18 protein-coding genes and 1 riboswitch are annotated in these 16,897 nt (G+C 40.2%); of the genes, 6 read left to right on the top strand and 12 right to left on the bottom strand.

Annotated elements, in window-relative coordinates; genetic code table 11:
- Positions 1-93 precede the first annotated feature (93 nt).
- The 3 genes from M3Z76_RS02990 to M3Z76_RS02980 form a co-directional block, all read right to left on the bottom strand.
- Positions 94-762, bottom strand: a complete 669-nt coding sequence (locus tag M3Z76_RS02990) for a LysM peptidoglycan-binding domain-containing protein (RefSeq protein WP_293921087.1) — start codon at positions 760-762, stop codon at positions 94-96.
- Between the two features lie 77 nt (positions 763-839).
- A complete protein-coding gene (locus tag M3Z76_RS02985) occupies positions 840-2,270 on the bottom strand; it encodes a RecQ family ATP-dependent DNA helicase (RefSeq protein ID WP_293921089.1) in 1,431 nt (476 codons plus the stop codon).
- On the bottom strand, positions 2,271-3,293 hold the full coding sequence (locus tag M3Z76_RS02980; protein ID WP_293921090.1) for a YpbB family protein: 1,023 nt from the start codon (positions 3,291-3,293) through the stop codon (positions 2,271-2,273).
- 130 nt (positions 3,294-3,423) lie between these two features.
- Between M3Z76_RS02980 and M3Z76_RS02975 the strand changes: the two genes are divergently transcribed.
- The gene (locus M3Z76_RS02975; protein ID WP_293921092.1) at positions 3,424-4,479 is read left to right on the top strand and encodes a 2,3-butanediol dehydrogenase; all 1,056 of its coding nucleotides are present in this window, start codon (positions 3,424-3,426) and stop codon (positions 4,477-4,479) included.
- Positions 4,480-4,572: 93 nt separating this feature from the next.
- Here M3Z76_RS02975 and M3Z76_RS02970 read toward each other — a convergent pair whose 3' ends face one another.
- The 6 genes from M3Z76_RS02970 to M3Z76_RS02945 form a co-directional block, all read right to left on the bottom strand.
- Positions 4,573-5,106, bottom strand: coding sequence for a VUT family protein (locus M3Z76_RS02970; protein ID WP_293921094.1), 534 nt, complete (start codon positions 5,104-5,106; stop codon positions 4,573-4,575).
- Positions 5,103-5,768, bottom strand: a complete 666-nt coding sequence (gene queC, locus M3Z76_RS02965; RefSeq protein ID WP_293921096.1) for a 7-cyano-7-deazaguanine synthase QueC — start codon at positions 5,766-5,768, stop codon at positions 5,103-5,105. The genes M3Z76_RS02970 and queC overlap by 4 nt, the downstream gene beginning before the upstream one ends.
- A 54-nt stretch (positions 5,769-5,822) precedes the next feature.
- Complete coding sequence (gene queF, locus M3Z76_RS02960; protein ID WP_293921098.1) at positions 5,823-6,323, bottom strand: preQ(1) synthase; 501 nt, start codon at positions 6,321-6,323, stop codon at positions 5,823-5,825.
- An 88-nt stretch (positions 6,324-6,411) separates the two neighbouring features.
- A riboswitch (PreQ1 riboswitch) is annotated at positions 6,412-6,458 on the bottom strand.
- 59 nt (positions 6,459-6,517) lie between these two features.
- Complete coding sequence (locus M3Z76_RS02955) at positions 6,518-7,552, bottom strand: HD domain-containing phosphohydrolase (protein ID WP_293921100.1); 1,035 nt, start codon at positions 7,550-7,552, stop codon at positions 6,518-6,520.
- Positions 7,553-7,566: 14 nt separating this feature from the next.
- Complete coding sequence (locus tag M3Z76_RS02950) at positions 7,567-7,935, bottom strand: response regulator (protein WP_293921102.1); 369 nt, start codon at positions 7,933-7,935, stop codon at positions 7,567-7,569.
- Between the two features lie 15 nt (positions 7,936-7,950).
- Positions 7,951-10,317: a response regulator gene (locus M3Z76_RS02945; protein ID WP_293921104.1), complete on the bottom strand. Its 2,367-nt coding sequence runs from the start codon at positions 10,315-10,317 to the stop codon at positions 7,951-7,953.
- Between the two features lie 305 nt (positions 10,318-10,622).
- Between M3Z76_RS02945 and M3Z76_RS02940 the strand changes: the two genes are divergently transcribed.
- Positions 10,623-10,871 (top strand): ferredoxin, encoded by a 249-nt coding sequence (locus M3Z76_RS02940; protein ID WP_293921106.1) that lies wholly within the window; start codon positions 10,623-10,625, stop codon positions 10,869-10,871.
- Between the two features lie 110 nt (positions 10,872-10,981).
- On the top strand, positions 10,982-11,761 hold the full coding sequence (locus M3Z76_RS02935) for an enoyl-ACP reductase FabI (RefSeq protein WP_293921108.1): 780 nt from the start codon (positions 10,982-10,984) through the stop codon (positions 11,759-11,761).
- A gap of 47 nt (positions 11,762-11,808) precedes the next feature.
- On the opposite strand, the gene M3Z76_RS02930 is transcribed toward M3Z76_RS02935, so the two are convergent.
- Together M3Z76_RS02930 and M3Z76_RS02925 are read right to left on the bottom strand one after the other, a co-directional pair.
- On the bottom strand, positions 11,809-12,426 hold the full coding sequence (locus tag M3Z76_RS02930; protein WP_293921110.1) for a nitroreductase family protein: 618 nt from the start codon (positions 12,424-12,426) through the stop codon (positions 11,809-11,811).
- A 13-nt stretch (positions 12,427-12,439) separates the two neighbouring features.
- Positions 12,440-13,423: a ring-cleaving dioxygenase gene (locus tag M3Z76_RS02925; RefSeq protein ID WP_293921112.1), complete on the bottom strand. Its 984-nt coding sequence runs from the start codon at positions 13,421-13,423 to the stop codon at positions 12,440-12,442.
- A gap of 226 nt (positions 13,424-13,649) precedes the next feature.
- On the opposite strand from M3Z76_RS02925, the gene M3Z76_RS02920 reads away from it, so the two are divergent.
- The 3 genes from M3Z76_RS02920 to M3Z76_RS02910 are packed head-to-tail and all read left to right on the top strand — an operon-like array spanning position 13,650 to position 16,173.
- Entirely contained in the window at positions 13,650-14,591 is a 942-nt protein-coding gene (locus M3Z76_RS02920; RefSeq protein ID WP_293921114.1) for a ring-cleaving dioxygenase, read from the top strand.
- A gap of 2 nt (positions 14,592-14,593) precedes the next feature.
- Positions 14,594-15,658 carry an LLM class flavin-dependent oxidoreductase gene (locus tag M3Z76_RS02915; RefSeq protein ID WP_293921116.1) on the top strand — a complete coding sequence of 355 codons (1,065 nt, stop codon included), beginning with the start codon at positions 14,594-14,596 and terminating at the stop codon, positions 15,656-15,658.
- Positions 15,655-16,173 carry a YfiT family bacillithiol transferase gene (locus M3Z76_RS02910; protein ID WP_293921118.1) on the top strand — a complete coding sequence of 173 codons (519 nt, stop codon included), beginning with the start codon at positions 15,655-15,657 and terminating at the stop codon, positions 16,171-16,173. The genes M3Z76_RS02915 and M3Z76_RS02910 overlap by 4 nt, the downstream gene beginning before the upstream one ends.
- A gap of 142 nt (positions 16,174-16,315) precedes the next feature.
- Here the strand turns inward: M3Z76_RS02910 and M3Z76_RS02905 are convergent.
- On the bottom strand, positions 16,316-16,897 hold a 582-nt coding region (locus M3Z76_RS02905; RefSeq protein WP_295655764.1), incomplete at its 5' end, for a transposase.

The raw sequence follows: 16,897 nt of genomic DNA, 5'->3' as shown, positions 1-16,897 counted from the left end.
CTGTATGAAAAGATCTCCTCTTTTCATACAGCCCCTTTAGTATATGACAAAATGCATTTTTTTCATCAAAATTTGCTTCGCTTTTTATTACTTTTATTGAGGAATGATTAATGTTTGTCCTACAACAATATTTTCAGAGCTTAAATTATTCGCCTGCATAATTTTTTGTATCCCATTTCCATCGCTATAATACTTTAACGAGATGCGATACAAATTTTCGTTTGGCTGCACAACATGTGTTTTCGCTGCTGCTAATCTCTCAGCATCTTCCTTCGCCTTCTTCTCAGCTTGCGCTTTTGCTGCCGCTTCCTTTTCTGCTTGTGCCTTTGCTGCTGCCTCTTTCTCAGCCTGCGCCTTCGCTACCGCTTCCTTCTCGGCTTGTGCTTTTGCCGCAGCTTCCTTTTCTGCCTGAGCTTTCTCCGCAGCTTCTGTCTCCGCCTTTTCCTTTGCCGCTGCCTGCTCTTCCTTCTCTTTTTCTGCCGCTGCTATTTGCTCCTCATTATTTTCAATGGATGGCTTGTTCGGCTCCACTGTTACGGAATCGTCTGCTTTCTCCGCTAAGCTTTTTGGCTCATAAAAGAAATGGACATAGCCCAGTAACAGTAAAGGTATAAATATAAATAATATCGTCATATTTCGAATTAGTCGGCTTTTTCGCTGTTTAGGTTTTTTACTTGTGCGTGACTTTCGCTCTAACGGTCCATCAAATTCAATTTCTTGACGGTGCTCTTCAATTTTCTCACGATAATTTTCTTGGGCCACTACACACCCCTCCTTATACTGCTAATCTATAAACATATTATGACGAAATTCTACAAAAAAATCAATCTTAGCTCAGGTCATTCAGCTAACAATATTCGCCGTAGCCTCGCCTGCCATGTTAATGACTGCTCGGTTGCTTCCTCATGTTGCTTCGCCGCTAATATTTCTTCAAAAACAAGCCCACAATTTTGACAACAATTTGATATTTTCTCTGTTAACTGCTGAGCGAAATAATGGACAATTTGCTCTCGCATGCAAGTAGTTGATTGAATAATTTGGAGCATCTCATGCACGGCTTTATATTTGTTTACTTCCATTTGCTGCAAGCGCTGTTGGACTTCCTCGTTGCTTTCCTGTTGCATCCAATAATGCAACACGCGAAAAGCTGTTTCAGAAATGCTTCCATCCTCTAGCATGCGCATCGGCTTGTCGCGATTCCGTAAATATTGTTCTATATGAAGCGCTTTCGGCAAATCCTCCGTTACAATAAACTGTGCAAATTGCTCGTCTCCCTCCGCATATAAAAGGCTCGCAACTGCTGGCTGTCCATCTCTACCTGCCCGCCCGATTTCCTGCATATAATTCGCAATATTAGCAGGCATAAATTCATGAATGACTTGTCGTATGTTTCCTTTATGTACGCCCATGCCAAAAGCATTTGTTGCAACAATCCAATCAAGCTTTCCTACTAAAAATTGCTGCTGAATAAATTGACGGTCCTCCGCTTCCTTCCCCGCATGATATGCCGCTGCTGCAATGCCTCGCTCAAGCAGGGCCAGACTAATAGACTCTGCTTTACTGCGTGACTGTGTATAAATAATGCCTGGTCCCGCTGTCGTCTGTACATGCTCCAATATCCAATTAATTTTATCGTCCTTATGTTGAAAGAAATGCTTCGCTAAATGAATATTTGGGCGATTTACTGAATGTAAAAAATAAAATGGTGACCGCATATGTAAATATGTTTCAATATCGTGCAATACACTTTTCGTCGCTGTTGCTGATAAAGCTAGAATTGGTGGCTTATGCTGCATTGGAATAATTTCACCTAAACGCAAATAGTCAGGGCGAAAGTCGAAGCCCCATTGTGAAATACAGTGCGCCTCATCTGCGACGATAAGCCCTAATTTCATTTGCTGTAAGCGCTCCTTCACTTGTGGCTGCATAAGCATTTCTGGCGAAGCAAAAATAAAGCGGTATTCATGCAAATAATGGAGGGCATAACGCTTTTGCTGGACAGTTAAAAATGAATTCAAGGCAACAACACGCTTTTCACCAAACTGTCGTAATTGGTCAACTTGATCCTGCATCAATGATAAAAGTGGTGAAACGATAAGCACAGGAGCGTCCAACAAATACGCTGGTAGCTGGTAGCATAATGATTTACCCATACCTGTCGGGAGCAATGCAATCACATCACGCCCTGCTAAAAGCTGCTCAATCACTTCCTTTTGTCCCGTCCGAAAGGCACTATAACCAAAATGCTTGTGCAATGCTTGTTCCAACATTTAATTGCCCCCTTTCGTTAATGCTAGACGTAATTGGAAATAAGAAAGGTGCGGTAACACCTCACGCAATACTTTTAGTTTTTTCGTACGCTGTGTCAAAATCGCTTGCTGTACTTGCATGAGCTCCTCTTGCTGTATAAAATGCTCAATTGGAAATGCAGCATCATTCATTGCCATCTCAACAAAATGATCTTCAATTGTGCTTTGCTTTAAATTTCGTTTATATGCGATTTGTTCAAGTGAAAAGCCTTGCGCAAAAAGCTTGGCCGTTTGAGATGCAGAGTCTGTCAATGGCATCTGAATGCGGACACCTTGCGCAATATCAGCTAAATAAGGGTAATGTGAAATATGCTGAAGCCATTGATGTAATGCAGAAATATAGAGCAGCTGCATGTCCATTTCTGTACGCCCTGCCTGATAAGCAAGCTGTTGCCATGTAAAGCCTGGCAAATCAACACCTGTTAAACGATGAATCAATAGGTAACGTTGCTCCTCCGTTACAGCTAAAGCCTCAAGGCTATTTGTTATTTCCTGCAATAGTATTACTTGCAACGCACCTGACTGATATTGATGACGCATTAAAAATTGACGAACGAATGATTGAATACTTTCATCTCGTTGAATCGGAATAAATGCTTTTATTTGCGCAGATTGATATGACAACACTTGAACAATCAACGACAGACGCCCATAAAAAATATGCTCATTGCCACGATAATGCCAGCCATCAAATGTACATGGCACACCCTGTCGTGCCTGTGCTATACCCTTTGCCGTCAAAGTATAATAGCCTGTCTCCTGCACCTGCAAGTAGCCCGCCTCTACTAACTGCCCTACAAATTCATCGAAGCGTTGCCTTGAAAGCTTTGGCAGCACGCTAAAATAAACATGCAATGAAAAAATGCCAACATCCTGTATCGTTTGCCCTGACCTTTTGCCACGCAATAAATGATAGGCAGAGGATACCGTTCTTTCATTATTTAATTTTAGGAAAATATCCAACAAAATTTGCTGAAAAATCATGATATACCTCCTCGTTTTCATTTAAAAAGATACATTCTCATCATTTTGAAAAATTCATAAAATTTCAACATTTATAGACAAGCACCCATGCTATAATTTAAGTGTACTACATTACTAGGAGGTTTTGTAAATGAAAGCAGCACGTTGGCATAACGCACGAGATATTCGAGTAGAAAATATTGACGAGCCTGTTATTGCGCCAGGTAAAGTAAAAATTAAAGTGCATTGGACAGGAATTTGTGGCAGTGATTTACATGAGTATGCAGCAGGTCCAATTTTCATCCCTGTTGAGCAACCTCACTATGTTAGTAAAGATATCGCCCCAATTGTTATGGGTCATGAGTTTTCTGGGGAAGTCGTTGAAATTGGAGAAGGCGTAACACGCGTTCAAATAGGCGACCCTGTTGTAGTAGAACCAATTCTTTCATGTGGCGAATGCGCAGCATGTAAAAAAGGAAAGTATAATTTATGTAAACATTTGGGCTTCCATGGGCTTGCTGGCGGCGGTGGCGGCTTCTCTGAATATACTATGGTGGACGAGCATATGGTTCACAAAATGCCAGAAGGCTTATCCTATGAGCAAGGCGCATTAGTAGAGCCTGCGGCGGTAGCATTACATGCAGTTCGCCTAAGCAAGCTAAAGGCTGGAGATAAAGCTGCTGTATTCGGTACAGGTCCAATTGGTTTACTTGTTATCGAAGCATTGCGTGCAGCTGGAGCATCTGAAATTTATGCAGTGGAATTATCACCCGAGCGTGCGGCAAAAGCATTAGAGCTGGGTGCAAAAGCAGTGATTAACCCTGCCGAAGAAGATGTTATAAGCCGCTTACATGAGCTAACAAATGGCGGTGTGGATGTTGCATTTGAAGTAACAGGCGTTCCTGTTGTGTTACAGCAAGCCATTGATTCAACAGCCTTCGAAGGGGAAACAATTATCGTGTCAATTTGGGAAACACCGGCGTCTGTTCAACCAAACAATATCGTATTGGCAGAGCGTACAGTAAAAGGTATTATCGCATATCGCGATATTTTCCCTGCAGTTATGGAATTAATGACACAGGGCTACTTCTCAGCAGAGCAGCTTGTAACAAAACGCATCGGCTTAGATGACGTTGTAACAGAAGGCTTTGAAGCGTTAATGAAAGAGAAAAACCATATTAAAATTCTTGTCAATTCACAAGCTTAATTGTACTGTGATAAAAGGCCTGCTCGGAAAGATGTAATATCTTTTTAAGCAGGCCTAATTTAATTGAGCGAATCAATTAAACTCCTCACTCCGTTAAGCGAAACGCTTCTCACGCAAAGTTTGTCCTTGAATAATAATAAATACCCCAAGTATTTGCATGATCGTTTTCACAAGTATTTGCCCCACAATTGCTGCTGGCACGGCTGCCCATGGAATAAAGCCTGCTCCAAGTGGGCTTAAACCAACAATAACGAAAACGGTTGAATCAAGCAATCCACCCACAATGCCACTGTAAAGCACACGCCAAGCCATCGATAGCTTTAAACGTGTATAAATTTCTGTATCTGCCGTTTCGGAAATGATAAATGACAACGCAGAAGCTGCTACAATCATTAATGTATCGCCTAATGAAAAAGATACTGCCGCAGATAACAATAAGGCAATAAAAATAAATAAATACGTTTTTTTACGCCCATATTTATTTTGCACAAGGTCACGGAAAATAAATGTTGCTCCAACAAAAAATGTCCCCATCGGTACGATAAACATGCCAATTTCAAATGGTGCAAAGCGTGCTGTTATAACGTTGGCAATAACAATTGAGGCTAAGTAACATAAAATTCTCATGCTAGTTGCCCCACTTTCGTTGCTAAATACGTTTGCAATCCATTTTGGCGTAGCTTACATGCAGAGCACTCACCGCAGCCATCTGCCATAATACCGTTATAGCAAGTAAGCGTCTGCTCTCGCACAAAATCGAATGCATTAAGCTCATCTGCTAATGCCCATGCCTGTGCTTTATCTAACCACATTAACGGCGTATGTAAAACAAATGTATCATCCATTGCTAAATTTAACGTTACATTCAACGATTTTACAAAGCTATCTCGACAGTCAGGATAGCCGCTAAAATCAGTTTCACAAACACCTGTGACGATATGCTTCGCACCAACTTGGCTTGCTAAAATACCAGCGAATGATAAAAACAGCAAATTGCGCCCAGGCACAAAAGTGGATGGTAGCCCCTTATCTCGCCCTTCTTCAATTGCGATATCCTCACGCGTTAATGCGCTAGCTGCAAGCTGATTTAACAATGCCATATTTAAAATATGGTGCTTAACACCAAGCTGCTGTGCAATTTTTGTGGCGCAGTCAATTTCTAAACGATGTTTTTGTCCGTAATCAAATGTTACAGCCTCCACCTCACTAAATTGCTGCAATGCCCAAAATAAACAAGTTGTACTATCCTGCCCGCCGCTAAATACGACGATGGCTTTTTCTTTTTTCATTGAGAAGCCTCTCTTCTTAGTTTTTTTCAGAGGGTTGCTAAAAACCTCTTTGTCTTAACGATTATCAATTTTCTCAGGATACAAATCGTGATTCATTAAGCGATAATCCGCTATTTTTTCATACTTTGTTCCAGGGCGACCATAGTTGCACCATGGGTCAATTGAAATGCCCCCACGCGGCGTAAATTTGCCCCATACTTCGATATAGCGCGGATCTAATAATTGAATTAAATCGTTCATAATGATGTTGACGCAATCCTCATGAAAATCACCATGGTTGCGGAAGCTGAACAAATAAAGCTTCAACGACTTGCTCTCCACCAATTTTTTATCTGGAATATAGGAAATATAGATTGTGGCAAAATCAGGCTGCTGTGTAATTGGACATAAGCTCGTAAATTCTGGACAATTAAATTTCACAAAATAATCTCGCTCTGTATGTAAGCTATCCACAGCCTCCAACACTTCTGGCGCATATTGCGTCGGATATTTCACCTGCTGATTGCCTAACAGTGTTAAATCTCCTAAACCTTCTTGCTCCGTACGACTAGACATAAAAAAGCCTCCTTTAAAGTTATGTACGACAAAACTTTTAAAAGAGGCTCAGCTAGTTTCTATATCACATGTAAGATGAATAAACATTTTATCCATAGTTTTTTATAGAGGGTATTAGCTATGAACCTCTGATATGAAAGTTTTATATACAAAAGCCTATCAAACAATTGGAAACACGTCAACGAAAAAAATAATTATCCATTTTTCACAAGAAGCTGCTCATTAAATAGCTCAATAAATACATCGACAACTGCTGGGTCGAAATGCTTTCCTCTTTGCGCTTTAATTTCAGCAAGCGTTTCCTCAGGTGTCCACGCTCTCTTGTATGGACGTTCATGTGTTAATGCATCATAAAAATCAGCTAATGCAACGATGCGTGCCTCAATCGGAATATCCTCACCTGAAATCCCGTTCGGATAGCCTGTCCCATCCCATTTTTCATGATGCGCAATAGCAATTTTTCGTGCCATTTTCAGCGTAGTGAAAACGCTATTTGCTAAAATATCCGCACCGATTGTCGTATGGGTTTTCATCCGTTCAAATTCATCTGCTTCAAAGCGACCAGGCTTTAATAAAATTTGATCTGGGATGCCAATTTTTCCAATGTCATGTAAAGGAGCTGCTAAACGAATTAGCTCTACTTCTGCTTTTGGCAAATTCAATCGCTCAGCAATTAAGCCTGATAAATGCCCTACTCGCTGCGTATGCTCACCTGTTTCATCATCGCGATACTCTGAAGCTTTCGCCAATAAGTTTAAAATTTCTAGTTTTGCTTGCTGTAACTCTTCCGTTCGTTGCTGCACCTTTTCTTCTAACCATTGATTTTGCTCGCGTAATTGTCCATATAATACACGTGTTTGCAATAAGTTTGTGATACGTAACACGAGCTCAATGCGATCAATCGGCTTCGTTAAAAAGTCGCTAATGCCCTCTTGAAATGCCTGCTTCTTCGCCTCTGGGGTTAAATCAGCCGTTAACATTAAAACAGGTAAAATGGCATCTTTGCTGCGAATATACTGCAATATTTGAATGCCATCCCTCCCAGGCATATGCAAATCAGTTAAAACGATATCTGGCTTGACCTCCTCAAAAAGAGGCTGTGCTTGGAAAGGGTCCATCGTGCTATATAAATATTCAAATCCTGCTCGTCGCAAAATGCGCTCCAACAAGCTCACATTATATTCTTGATCATCAACAATTAAAATTTTCGCTTGCTTTATTCCTTCCATTTTTTACGCTCCATTCATTCACTTGTTAACGCTTTTGCCATTTTTTCAAGTAAACGCTCTAGCATAACAGGCTTCGTATCAAAGTCATCGCAGCCAGCTTGAAAGGCCTTCTCTTCATCTGCTTTCATCGCATGCGCTGTTAATACAATAATCGGAATATGCTTCGTTGCAATATTTGCTTTCAATTGCCTCGTTGCCTCCCAGCCATCTACAACAGGTAAGCTTAAATCCATCAAAATAAGGGCAGGCTGCTGCTCGATGGCATAGTCAATTCCTTGCTGCCCATCCTCTGCTGTTATAACTGAAAAGCCTTTTCTCGTCAATCTTCTTGCTAGCATATCGCGATTCATTTCATTATCTTCCACGAGCAAAATTGTTTGCATTTTCTCAAAACCTCTTTAGTCTTTGATTAAAATTTCCCCGATTTTTTCCAATAACATTTTATGCTTAAACATCCCTTTTTGTACGATACTTTCAACATAGCTACTTAGCTTGGCTTGCTCTTCCCCTGTTAGCGTTTTAGCTGTCACGACGACAACTGGAATATCGCGCCATTCCGCTGTTTCTCTTAATTCGTTAATAAATTGAAAGCCATCCATTTCAGGCATCATTAAATCGAGCAATATTAATTCAGGCTTTTCGTTTTTCACACAGTCAATTGCATGTTGGCCATTGCGTGCCTGTGTCACAACATAGCCTTCTTTATTTAATAATTTCGTCATCAATTCGCTTGTCGTCGCATCATCTTCTACAATAAGCACTTGCACTTGCTGCTTTTCCGTTACATAACGCTCCAGCGTACTTACTAATGACTCTTTATTACTTGGCTTCGTTAAATATTCTGATGCCCCTAGCGTATAACCTAAATGCTCATCTTTCACCATAGACCAAATAATGACAGGTATATGCTGTAGCTCTTCATCATTTTTCAACACTGTCAAGACACTCCAACCATCCATGCTCGGCATTAAAATATCTAAACAAATCACTTCAGGCTGTAATTTTCTCGCCATTTCTAATCCTTCTTGTCCACTTGAAGCATAGGCTAACGACCAGCCTTCCTTCGCTAAATAATGCTTCATTAATTGATGATTTAATGGCTCATCATCAATATGTAAAATATTCACTTTACTCTTTTTCTCATGCTTTGATATTTCCCTATGTTCCTCTGTAGAAAGCTCCTCTTCTGCTGCGATTGGAAGCCAGCATGTAAATGTGCTACCAACACCTATTTCACTTTCAACGCTAATGTATCCGCCTAGTATTTCGCTAAAGCTTTGGCTAATCGCAAGACCAAGCCCTGTTCCACCATATTTTCTCGTAGTGGAAGCATCTGCCTGTGTAAACGGCTGGAATAGCTTATCCATCTGCTCCTTCGTCATGCCAATGCCCGTATCTTGAATGCGGAAGCTGAAGCCAAGTTGTTCCATACGAGCTTCTTGCGCAACGGTTAACGTTACGGTGCCATCTTGCGTAAACTTGCTCGCATTGCTAATTAAGTTAATTAAAATTTGCCGTAGCTTTGTAATATCCGTGGACATTTCTCCATCGGTAATATGCGTTATTAATTTATTATTATTTTGATCGACAAGCGGTTTGACTGTTGCTAGGACATCCTGCACAAGCTGCTGAATTGCTATTTGCTCAAAATGCACTTCCATTTTGCCAGCTTCGATTTTGGAGATGTCTAATATATCATTAATTAACGATAGCAAATGTCTTCCTGCATTGCGGATTTTATTCAAGTCCTCCACAAAGATGGGTTCACCAATCTCCTCTGCTTCCTCAGCCAACATTTCACTATAGCCAATAATAGCGTTTAATGGTGTTCTTAACTCATGACTCATATTAGCTAAGAATTTACTTTTCACCATATTTGCTTTAATCGCTTCATCATGCGCTTGCTCAAGCTGTGCTGTACGCTCTTTGACAATTAGCTCTAAGTTGCTATTCAGCTCTTTTAACTCCTTATTCATCTCATAAATTTCTTGCGTTTTTCTTTCAATCTCTGAATCTTTAAATGAAATTTTATTTGACAAATAAATACCGAACAAGGAAATAATCAAGGTAAATAGCGTTCCTCCTGAAATAAAGTAGCCTAAAAATTGCTGATTGAACACAATACCTGCACTATATTGCGTATTTGCATCTATGTAAAAATTCGCCGCATACATGCCCACATAATGCATCCCTGCAATTGCTGCTCCCATCACTAAACCGCTACCTAGCTTCGCATAAAAATTTCTATTCCCTCTCTCACTCTTTAAGGAAAAGGCCAGCCATAGCGCCACAAAAGAGGCTAAAAGTGCAATAACCACTGAGAGCAGTACATAACCAATATTGTACATAATGCCAATTTGCATTGCTTCCATACCGATATAATGCATTGCTACTACACCAATCGCCAAAGAAATACTTGCGCTGACTAAGCGTGGCATCGTTAGACGGTCTATACGGCTGACTAAGTGTAGAGCAAAAAATGAGCCAACCATTGCAGCGCCAACCGACACAATAACAATGACAAGATTATATGCAACTGGTATAGGTAATGAAAAGGCTAGCATTGCGACAAAATGCATCGACCAAATTCCCATCCCCATTGTACCTGCACCAAATAACAGCCAAAGGAATCTTGATTTGCCTTTGACATTGCTAATTCTACCTACTAAATCGAGTACAGTATAAGATGCTGCCACTGCCACAATATAGGAGAAAATAACTAATAAAGTGTCGTGTGAACCATGCATATGCTCCATATGTTCCATCCGCATTCTCCTTTTTTCGACATTTAGTCTTATTTTTATATTATCAACTAAAATCTCTTTTTACTCAATATTAAAAGTTCGTAGTATTTTAAAAAAGAGCTTTTCAAATGAACGTAAGAAACTCTAGTCGTTGCCGTACACTTGTTTCTCTTATCATAGCTTTCTACACATAACAAATTCTAAAATAGGCAGTAGATAAGACATTTGTATGAAAAACAAGCATTGCCTGTTGAAAAGTATAGTGAACCACTATAGAATAAGAAAGAAGCTTAAGAGAAAGCGAACGGAAAAAAGGAGAGAATACAATGCCAAAATATACAATTGTCGATAAAGATACATGTATCGCTTGTGGCGCTTGTGGCGCTGCTGCACCAGATATTTATGATTATGATGATGAAGGAATTGCCTTTGTTATTTTAGATGAAAATATGGGAACATGTGCGGTTCCAGATGATTTATTAGAAGATATGCAAGATGCATTTGAAGGCTGCCCAACAGATTCAATTAAAGTAGCTGATGAATCATTCGATGGCGACGCATTAAAATATGAATAAGTGTAAGTGCGCAGTAGAAAAATCTATTGCGTGCTTTTTTTTATCATGTTATAGTTATTTTTAGTAGTTGGTACTAATAACAGATATTATTGTACTAAGAAGGAGTGCGAATGATGGATATTTTACAATTAAAAGATAAAAATGTAGTCGTAATGGGTGTTGCCAATGAACGTAGCATCGCTTGGGGCATCGCAAAGAAATTATTTGAAGTAGGTGCAAACGTTATTTTCACTTACCGCAAAGAGCGCTCTAAAGGGAAAATTGAAAAAATGCTTGCCGATTACACAGATTACAAATCGGCGGTTGTTGAGTGTGATGTCAACAGCGATGACAGCATTGCACAGGCTTTCGAGCAAATCGGTGCACAGTTCGGCGAAATTCATGGCATCGTGCATTCAGTTGCTTTCGCACATGCTGAAGATTTAAAAAACCGCTTCCATGAAACATCGCGTGAAGGCTATGCCTTTGCCCAAGATACAAGCGCTTATTCATTAGTAGCAGTCAGCAAAGCAGCAAAACCTTATTTAGCAGACGGCGCTTCCATCGTCACAATGAGCTATTTAGGTGCTGAACGTGTCTTAGATGGTTACAATGTCATGGGTGTTGCAAAAGCCGCTTTAGAAGCCGCAATGCGCTATTTAGCTGCTGACTTAGGCGCTGAAAACATCCGTGTCAACGCGATTTCTGCTGGTGCAATCCGCACGTTGGCAGCAAAAGGCGTACCAAGCTTCAATCAAATTTTGCGCCAAATCGAAGAAAAAGCGCCATTAAAGCGCAATACAAACCAAGAGGAAGTAGCTGACATGACAATCGTAATGCTGAGCCACTTATCTCGCGGCGTAACAGGTGAAACGATTTACATCGATTCCGGCTACAATATCATGGGTTAAATTGTGTGAGAATTGTGTGAGTGCCTGGCACCCACACAATTTTTTTATTATATAAACTGAACAAATTCATTGACTGGCTTGCGGTAACCACGCAGCCCTCGACTCTCTACCTTCTCTTTGCCAATCGTAATCATTAAGACAATTTCTTGATTTGTAGGAATTTTTAGCAGCTCGCGTACCTTCTCTTGATCAAAGCCAATCATCGGACATGTATCCCAGCCGTGATTTTTAGCTGCTAGCATAAAGAGCATTGCAGATAATGAGGCATTGCGAATAGCCTCCTCCTTCATAAATTGCTCGCCACGGCTTTCGTAAAACTCTTCATTTTCTTTCACGATATTTTCGAGCTCACAATCATTAATAACACCTAAAGCGCGCATTCCCTCATTTAAAGCTTCTGTTTTTTGGTAAGCATAGCGATCACCTGTAACGATGATAACGGCTGAGGCACTATGCACTTTATATTGTCCATATGCTGCTTCACGCACTTTCTCTTTTTTCGCTTCATTAAGCACTGTAATATAATGCGTATGCTGTAAATTAAAAGCAGATGGCGCATATTTCACATCATCAAAAATTGATTTTAACTCCGCTTCTGTTATCGTTACACCTTGTATAAAGTTACTAGCTGAGCGACGTTGCTCTATCAGTTGTCGAAAATCCATTATTGTAACTCCCTTATTCGTATTCTTTTTCAAATGTTTTCGTGCTACGTACTGTATTGATCGGTCTTACTAAGCTTTCAATTTGCTCACGCTTTGGTTCTAAAAATGGTGGCAATGATAGCTTTTCTCCTAATGTTTCATATGGCTCATCACCCATGAAGCCTGGACCATCTGTCGCCAGCTCAAATAAAATTTGCGGTGCAACACGTGCATAAAGTGATTCAAAGAAATGGCGATTGACATAGCCTGATGTGTGTAAGCCGAAGCTTTCAAAATGATTTTGCCATTCATTTAACATGGCACGATCTTCCACACGGAAGGCAGCATGATGCACTGTACCGAAGCCTTGGCGCGCATTTGGTAACACCGTATTATGCTCCACAATAATTTGAGCACCGTTGCCACCTTCACCTACTTCGAATAAATAGAATGAATCTTCCTTTGCAATTTCGGTAAATAGCATTACTTTTTCTAGCATTTGCTTAAAGAAGTTAAGGTCGCTAATACGAATAAATACTGGACCTAAGCCCGTAATTGCATATTCTACTGGAATCGGTCCCTTTTCCCACGGTGTGCCTGAAGCAACCCCACTATTATGTTCATCAGAAATTAATTGATAATGTTGTTCATCAAAGTCAACAAAGGATAATGTATTTTTACCAAAGTGCTCTTTTATACCCGTATGCTTCACTTGTAGACGGTCAAAGCGCTTTACCCAGTAGTCCAACGCTGCATCTGTCGGTACACGGAATGAGGTTTTTGAAATTTCATTTGTACCATGTACACCTTTTGAAATGCCTGGAAAATCGAAAAATGTCATATCTGTCCCCGCAGAGCCTTTATCATCTGCGAAAAATAAATGATATGTTTGAATATCATCTTGGTTAACAGTTTTCTTTACTAAGCGCATCCCTAATACATTTGTGAAAAATTCATAATTTTTTTCTGCACTGCTTGTAATTGCTGTTACGTGGTGGATTCCTTTTAAATGATTCATTTGTTATGCCTCCAATTATATGTTAAGTTGAAAAATATTTTATCTTGAATTCGAGATAAATTTACCACACATATTTTGTGCTGTCAATTGTTTGTAGTAAATTGTGTCAAAATTGTGTGAGTGCCTGACACTATCTTGACACTATCTTGAATTCGAGATATTTTTCTTGCTTATTGTATTTTTCAGTAGTAAAGTGAGAGACAATAACATATAAGGAGCGACTTTTATGTATACAATCTCAGGACATCATCATATTTCTATGTTATCCAAAAACGCAAAACAAAATAATCACTTTTATCGACATATTTTAGGTTTACGTCGTGTAAAGCTAACAGTCAATCAAGATGACCCATCGATGTATCATCTATTTTATGGTGATACGACAGGTAGTCCTGGCACAGAATTATCCTTTTTTGAAATGCCATTTATTAGGCGTACACATCGTGGCACAAATGCAATTACCCAAATTGGCTTGCTCGTTCCAACTGAGGAAAGCTTAGTTTATTGGCAAAATCGTTTGCAAAGCTTTCATGTGAAGCATGGTGAAATTACAACATATGCAAATCGCCCTGCCTTACACTTTGAAGACGAGGAAGGCTTGCGTATGGTGTTGCTTGTAGCAAATGGCGAACGTATTGACCATTGGCAAACATGGGGAAAATCACCCGTTCCTGCTAAGCATCAAATTTTAGGAATGGGTACTGTCGAAATAACTGTCAAACACCTTAACAAATTAGCTAATACATTGCAAATGTTCAACTATAAAGAAATAAGCCGTACAGCAAATGAAGCTATTTTCCAATCTGTTGAAGGGCAAGTTTTTGGGGAAATCGTTGTAAAAGAGCTGGATGGGCCTAGCGAAAAGCCAGGACTCGGTAGCATTCATCATTTAGCAATCCGCGTGCGCAATGACGAGGAGCTTGCTTATTGGGATGAGCAAGTGAAGGCGCGTGGCTTCCAAACATCTGGTATCGTTGACCGCTACTATTTTAAAAGCCTCTATTTCCGTGAATCGAATGGTATTTTATTCGAAATTGCAACAGATGGACCCGGCTTTACAATTGATGGCGATATCGCAACATTAGGTGAACATTTAGATTTACCGCCATTTTTAGAACAGCGTCGCGCTGAAATTGAAGCACATTTGCAACCAATCGAGGAGGATTAAACATGCAAAACTATCGTATTGATTCAGCACAAGGAATGGAATTTGGTCTCTATTCATTAGGTGACCATATGGCGAACCCATTAACAGGTGAACGCATTTCCGCACAGCAGCGCATTCAGGAGCTAATTGAAGCAAGTCAATTAGCGGAACAAGCGGGCATTGATATCTTTGCTGTTGGCGAAAGCCACCAAACACATTTTACATCACAGGCACATACCGTTATTTTAGGTGCGATTGCGCAAGCAACAAAGCATATTAAAATTGCCAGCTCTGCAACGGTGTTAAGCGTAGCTGACCCTGTGCGCGTCTATGAAGATTTTGCAACACTTGATTTAATTTCGAACGGCCGTGCTGAAATCGTCGCAGGGCGCGGCTCTCGTGTCGGTGCCTATGAGTTGTTTGGCTATGACCTAGCTTATTACGAAGATTTATTTGAAGAAAAGCTAGAGCTGTTAATGCAATTAAATGAAAAAGAAAAAATTACGTGGGAGGGTCAATTTCGCCCGCCATTAATTAATGCGATGATTTATCCACAGCCATTAGAAGGCTCTTTACCAATTTGGCGCGCGGTTGGTGGTCCTCCTGCAAGCGCTATTAAAGCAGGACAGATGGGCATTCCGATGATGCTAACAACATTAGGGGGTCCAGCTATAAACTTTAAAGTGTCAGTTGATGCTTATCGCGAGGCGGCAGCTGAAGGTGGCTTTGACCCAGTTACATTACCAATTGCGACAACAAGCTTATTTTATGTTGCAGAAACAACACAGCAAGCAATTGATGAAATGTATCCACATTTAAATAGCGGCTTCTTAACGATTCGTGGTAGTGGCTATCCAAGACAGCAAATTGAACTTGCAAGTAGTACAACAGATGCATTAATGGTCGGTAGCCCACAGCAAATTATCGAAAAAATGTTGTACCAATATGAGCTATTCGGTCAACAGCGCTTTATGGCACAAATTGATTTTGGTGGTGTACCTTTCAAGCAAGTGATGAAAAATATTGAATTGATTGGCAACGATATTATTCCTGCCATCAAAAAATATACAAAAGGTGGCGCACAATGAGTCAAGAACAATACCCTATAGGACAATTTCAATGTCCTTCAACCATTACACCACAGCAAATCACTGCTTGGATTGAGCAAATGAAAGCTTTACCACAACAATTAGAGACATTAACAGCCAGCTTATCGGATAAGGAGCTCTCCTATCGTTATCGTAAAAATGGCTGGACAATTCGTCAATTAGTACATCATATCGCAGACAGTCATATGAACAGCTATATTCGTTTTAAGCTAGCTCTTACTGAAGATGAGCCAACCATCAAACCATATGCCGAGGATCAATGGGCGAAGCTAGCTGACTCAGCTCTCCCTATCGCCGTTTCACTAGCTTGTTTAGATGCTTTGCATACACGTTGGGCAGCATTGCTGGAAAGTTTAACAGCTGACCAACTCTCAAGATGCTTCATCCATCCTGACACAGGTAAAATACCACTCCAGCAATGTATCGGCTTATATGCTTGGCATGGAGCACACCATGTGGCACATATTGAGCAAGCCCTACAATATAAAATTTAGCTTGAAGCGAAGAAATAAGCCTCCCACAAATTCGAGGGCACTGAAAAACTTACATTTTTTACGATGAATTAGTTATTCAAACAAAAATAAGGCACTTTCCATTCGTTTTTGAATGGAAGGTGCCTTATTTCTTTCTTTTTTCCTACTCTTTTTCACTCAGTAGTTTGAGTATCCGTTTCAGATTGACCGCAAAGATCGTCGTGGCTCCTTGAATTTCCATGCCAAATAAACCCGCCGATTTTGCTGTTTTAAAGCCGTGTGGGTTCTTTAATTCACTATTTTTCGCTTCGATTTTATAGCGTTTGCTGGCAAGTGCTTTGAATTCGGCTGTTTCCTGGAATGCTGCTTGTTCTTGATGTGTATCGGATTGAATCGTTACACTATACGTTTTACTTTTCGCCCCTTCCTTATAACAGCCCTCTCGCATCGGGCAAACTTTACATTTTTCAATATCAAAATGAAACGTTAAACTTTGATTCAGGGTTTTCCTGCCCGTACGTCTTTTGTGAGTTGCCATGTGCCCCGCTGGACAAACAAACATACCCGCATCCTTGTTATAATCAAATTCAATTTTCCGTTGTCCGCTGCCATTTGTGATTACTGGATTTAACTTTGAAATTAACTGAAACTGCTCCGATTTTGCATACACTAAATTCTCTTTCCAGGAATAGGCGGCATCACCAATCACCGTGTCAATTTCCATGCCGGCAGTTCTACTTTTCTC

This window comes from Metasolibacillus sp., from assembly GCF_025291715.1.
Classification (GTDB): domain Bacteria; phylum Bacillota; class Bacilli; order Bacillales_A; family Planococcaceae; genus Metasolibacillus; species Metasolibacillus louembei.
Note: the sequence above shows the minus strand (reverse complement) of the source record. Positions and strands in the feature narration are given on the sequence as shown.

Coding starts and splice junctions, on each gene's coding strand:
- M3Z76_RS02985 (WP_293921089.1), bottom strand. CDS start 2,270: ATGTTGGAACAAGCATTGCACAAGCATTTTGGTTATAGTGCCTTTCGG.
- M3Z76_RS02980 (WP_293921090.1), bottom strand. CDS start 3,293: ATGATTTTTCAGCAAATTTTGTTGGATATTTTCCTAAAATTAAATAAT.
- M3Z76_RS02975 (WP_293921092.1), top strand. CDS start 3,424: ATGAAAGCAGCACGTTGGCATAACGCACGAGATATTCGAGTAGAAAAT.
- M3Z76_RS02970 (WP_293921094.1), bottom strand. CDS start 5,106: ATGAGAATTTTATGTTACTTAGCCTCAATTGTTATTGCCAACGTTATA.
- queC (WP_293921096.1), bottom strand. CDS start 5,768: ATGAAAAAAGAAAAAGCCATCGTCGTATTTAGCGGCGGGCAGGATAGT.
- queF (WP_293921098.1), bottom strand. CDS start 6,323: ATGTCTAGTCGTACGGAGCAAGAAGGTTTAGGAGATTTAACACTGTTA.
- M3Z76_RS02955 (WP_293921100.1), bottom strand. CDS start 7,552: ATGGAAGGAATAAAGCAAGCGAAAATTTTAATTGTTGATGATCAAGAA.
- M3Z76_RS02950 (WP_293921102.1), bottom strand. CDS start 7,935: ATGCAAACAATTTTGCTCGTGGAAGATAATGAAATGAATCGCGATATG.
- M3Z76_RS02945 (WP_293921104.1), bottom strand. CDS start 10,317: ATGGAACATATGGAGCATATGCATGGTTCACACGACACTTTATTAGTT.
- M3Z76_RS02940 (WP_293921106.1), top strand. CDS start 10,623: ATGCCAAAATATACAATTGTCGATAAAGATACATGTATCGCTTGTGGC.
- M3Z76_RS02935 (WP_293921108.1), top strand. CDS start 10,982: ATGATGGATATTTTACAATTAAAAGATAAAAATGTAGTCGTAATGGGT.
- M3Z76_RS02930 (WP_293921110.1), bottom strand. CDS start 12,426: ATGGATTTTCGACAACTGATAGAGCAACGTCGCTCAGCTAGTAACTTT.
- M3Z76_RS02925 (WP_293921112.1), bottom strand. CDS start 13,423: ATGAATCATTTAAAAGGAATCCACCACGTAACAGCAATTACAAGCAGT.
- M3Z76_RS02920 (WP_293921114.1), top strand. CDS start 13,650: ATGTATACAATCTCAGGACATCATCATATTTCTATGTTATCCAAAAAC.
- M3Z76_RS02915 (WP_293921116.1), top strand. CDS start 14,594: ATGCAAAACTATCGTATTGATTCAGCACAAGGAATGGAATTTGGTCTC.
- M3Z76_RS02910 (WP_293921118.1), top strand. CDS start 15,655: ATGAGTCAAGAACAATACCCTATAGGACAATTTCAATGTCCTTCAACC.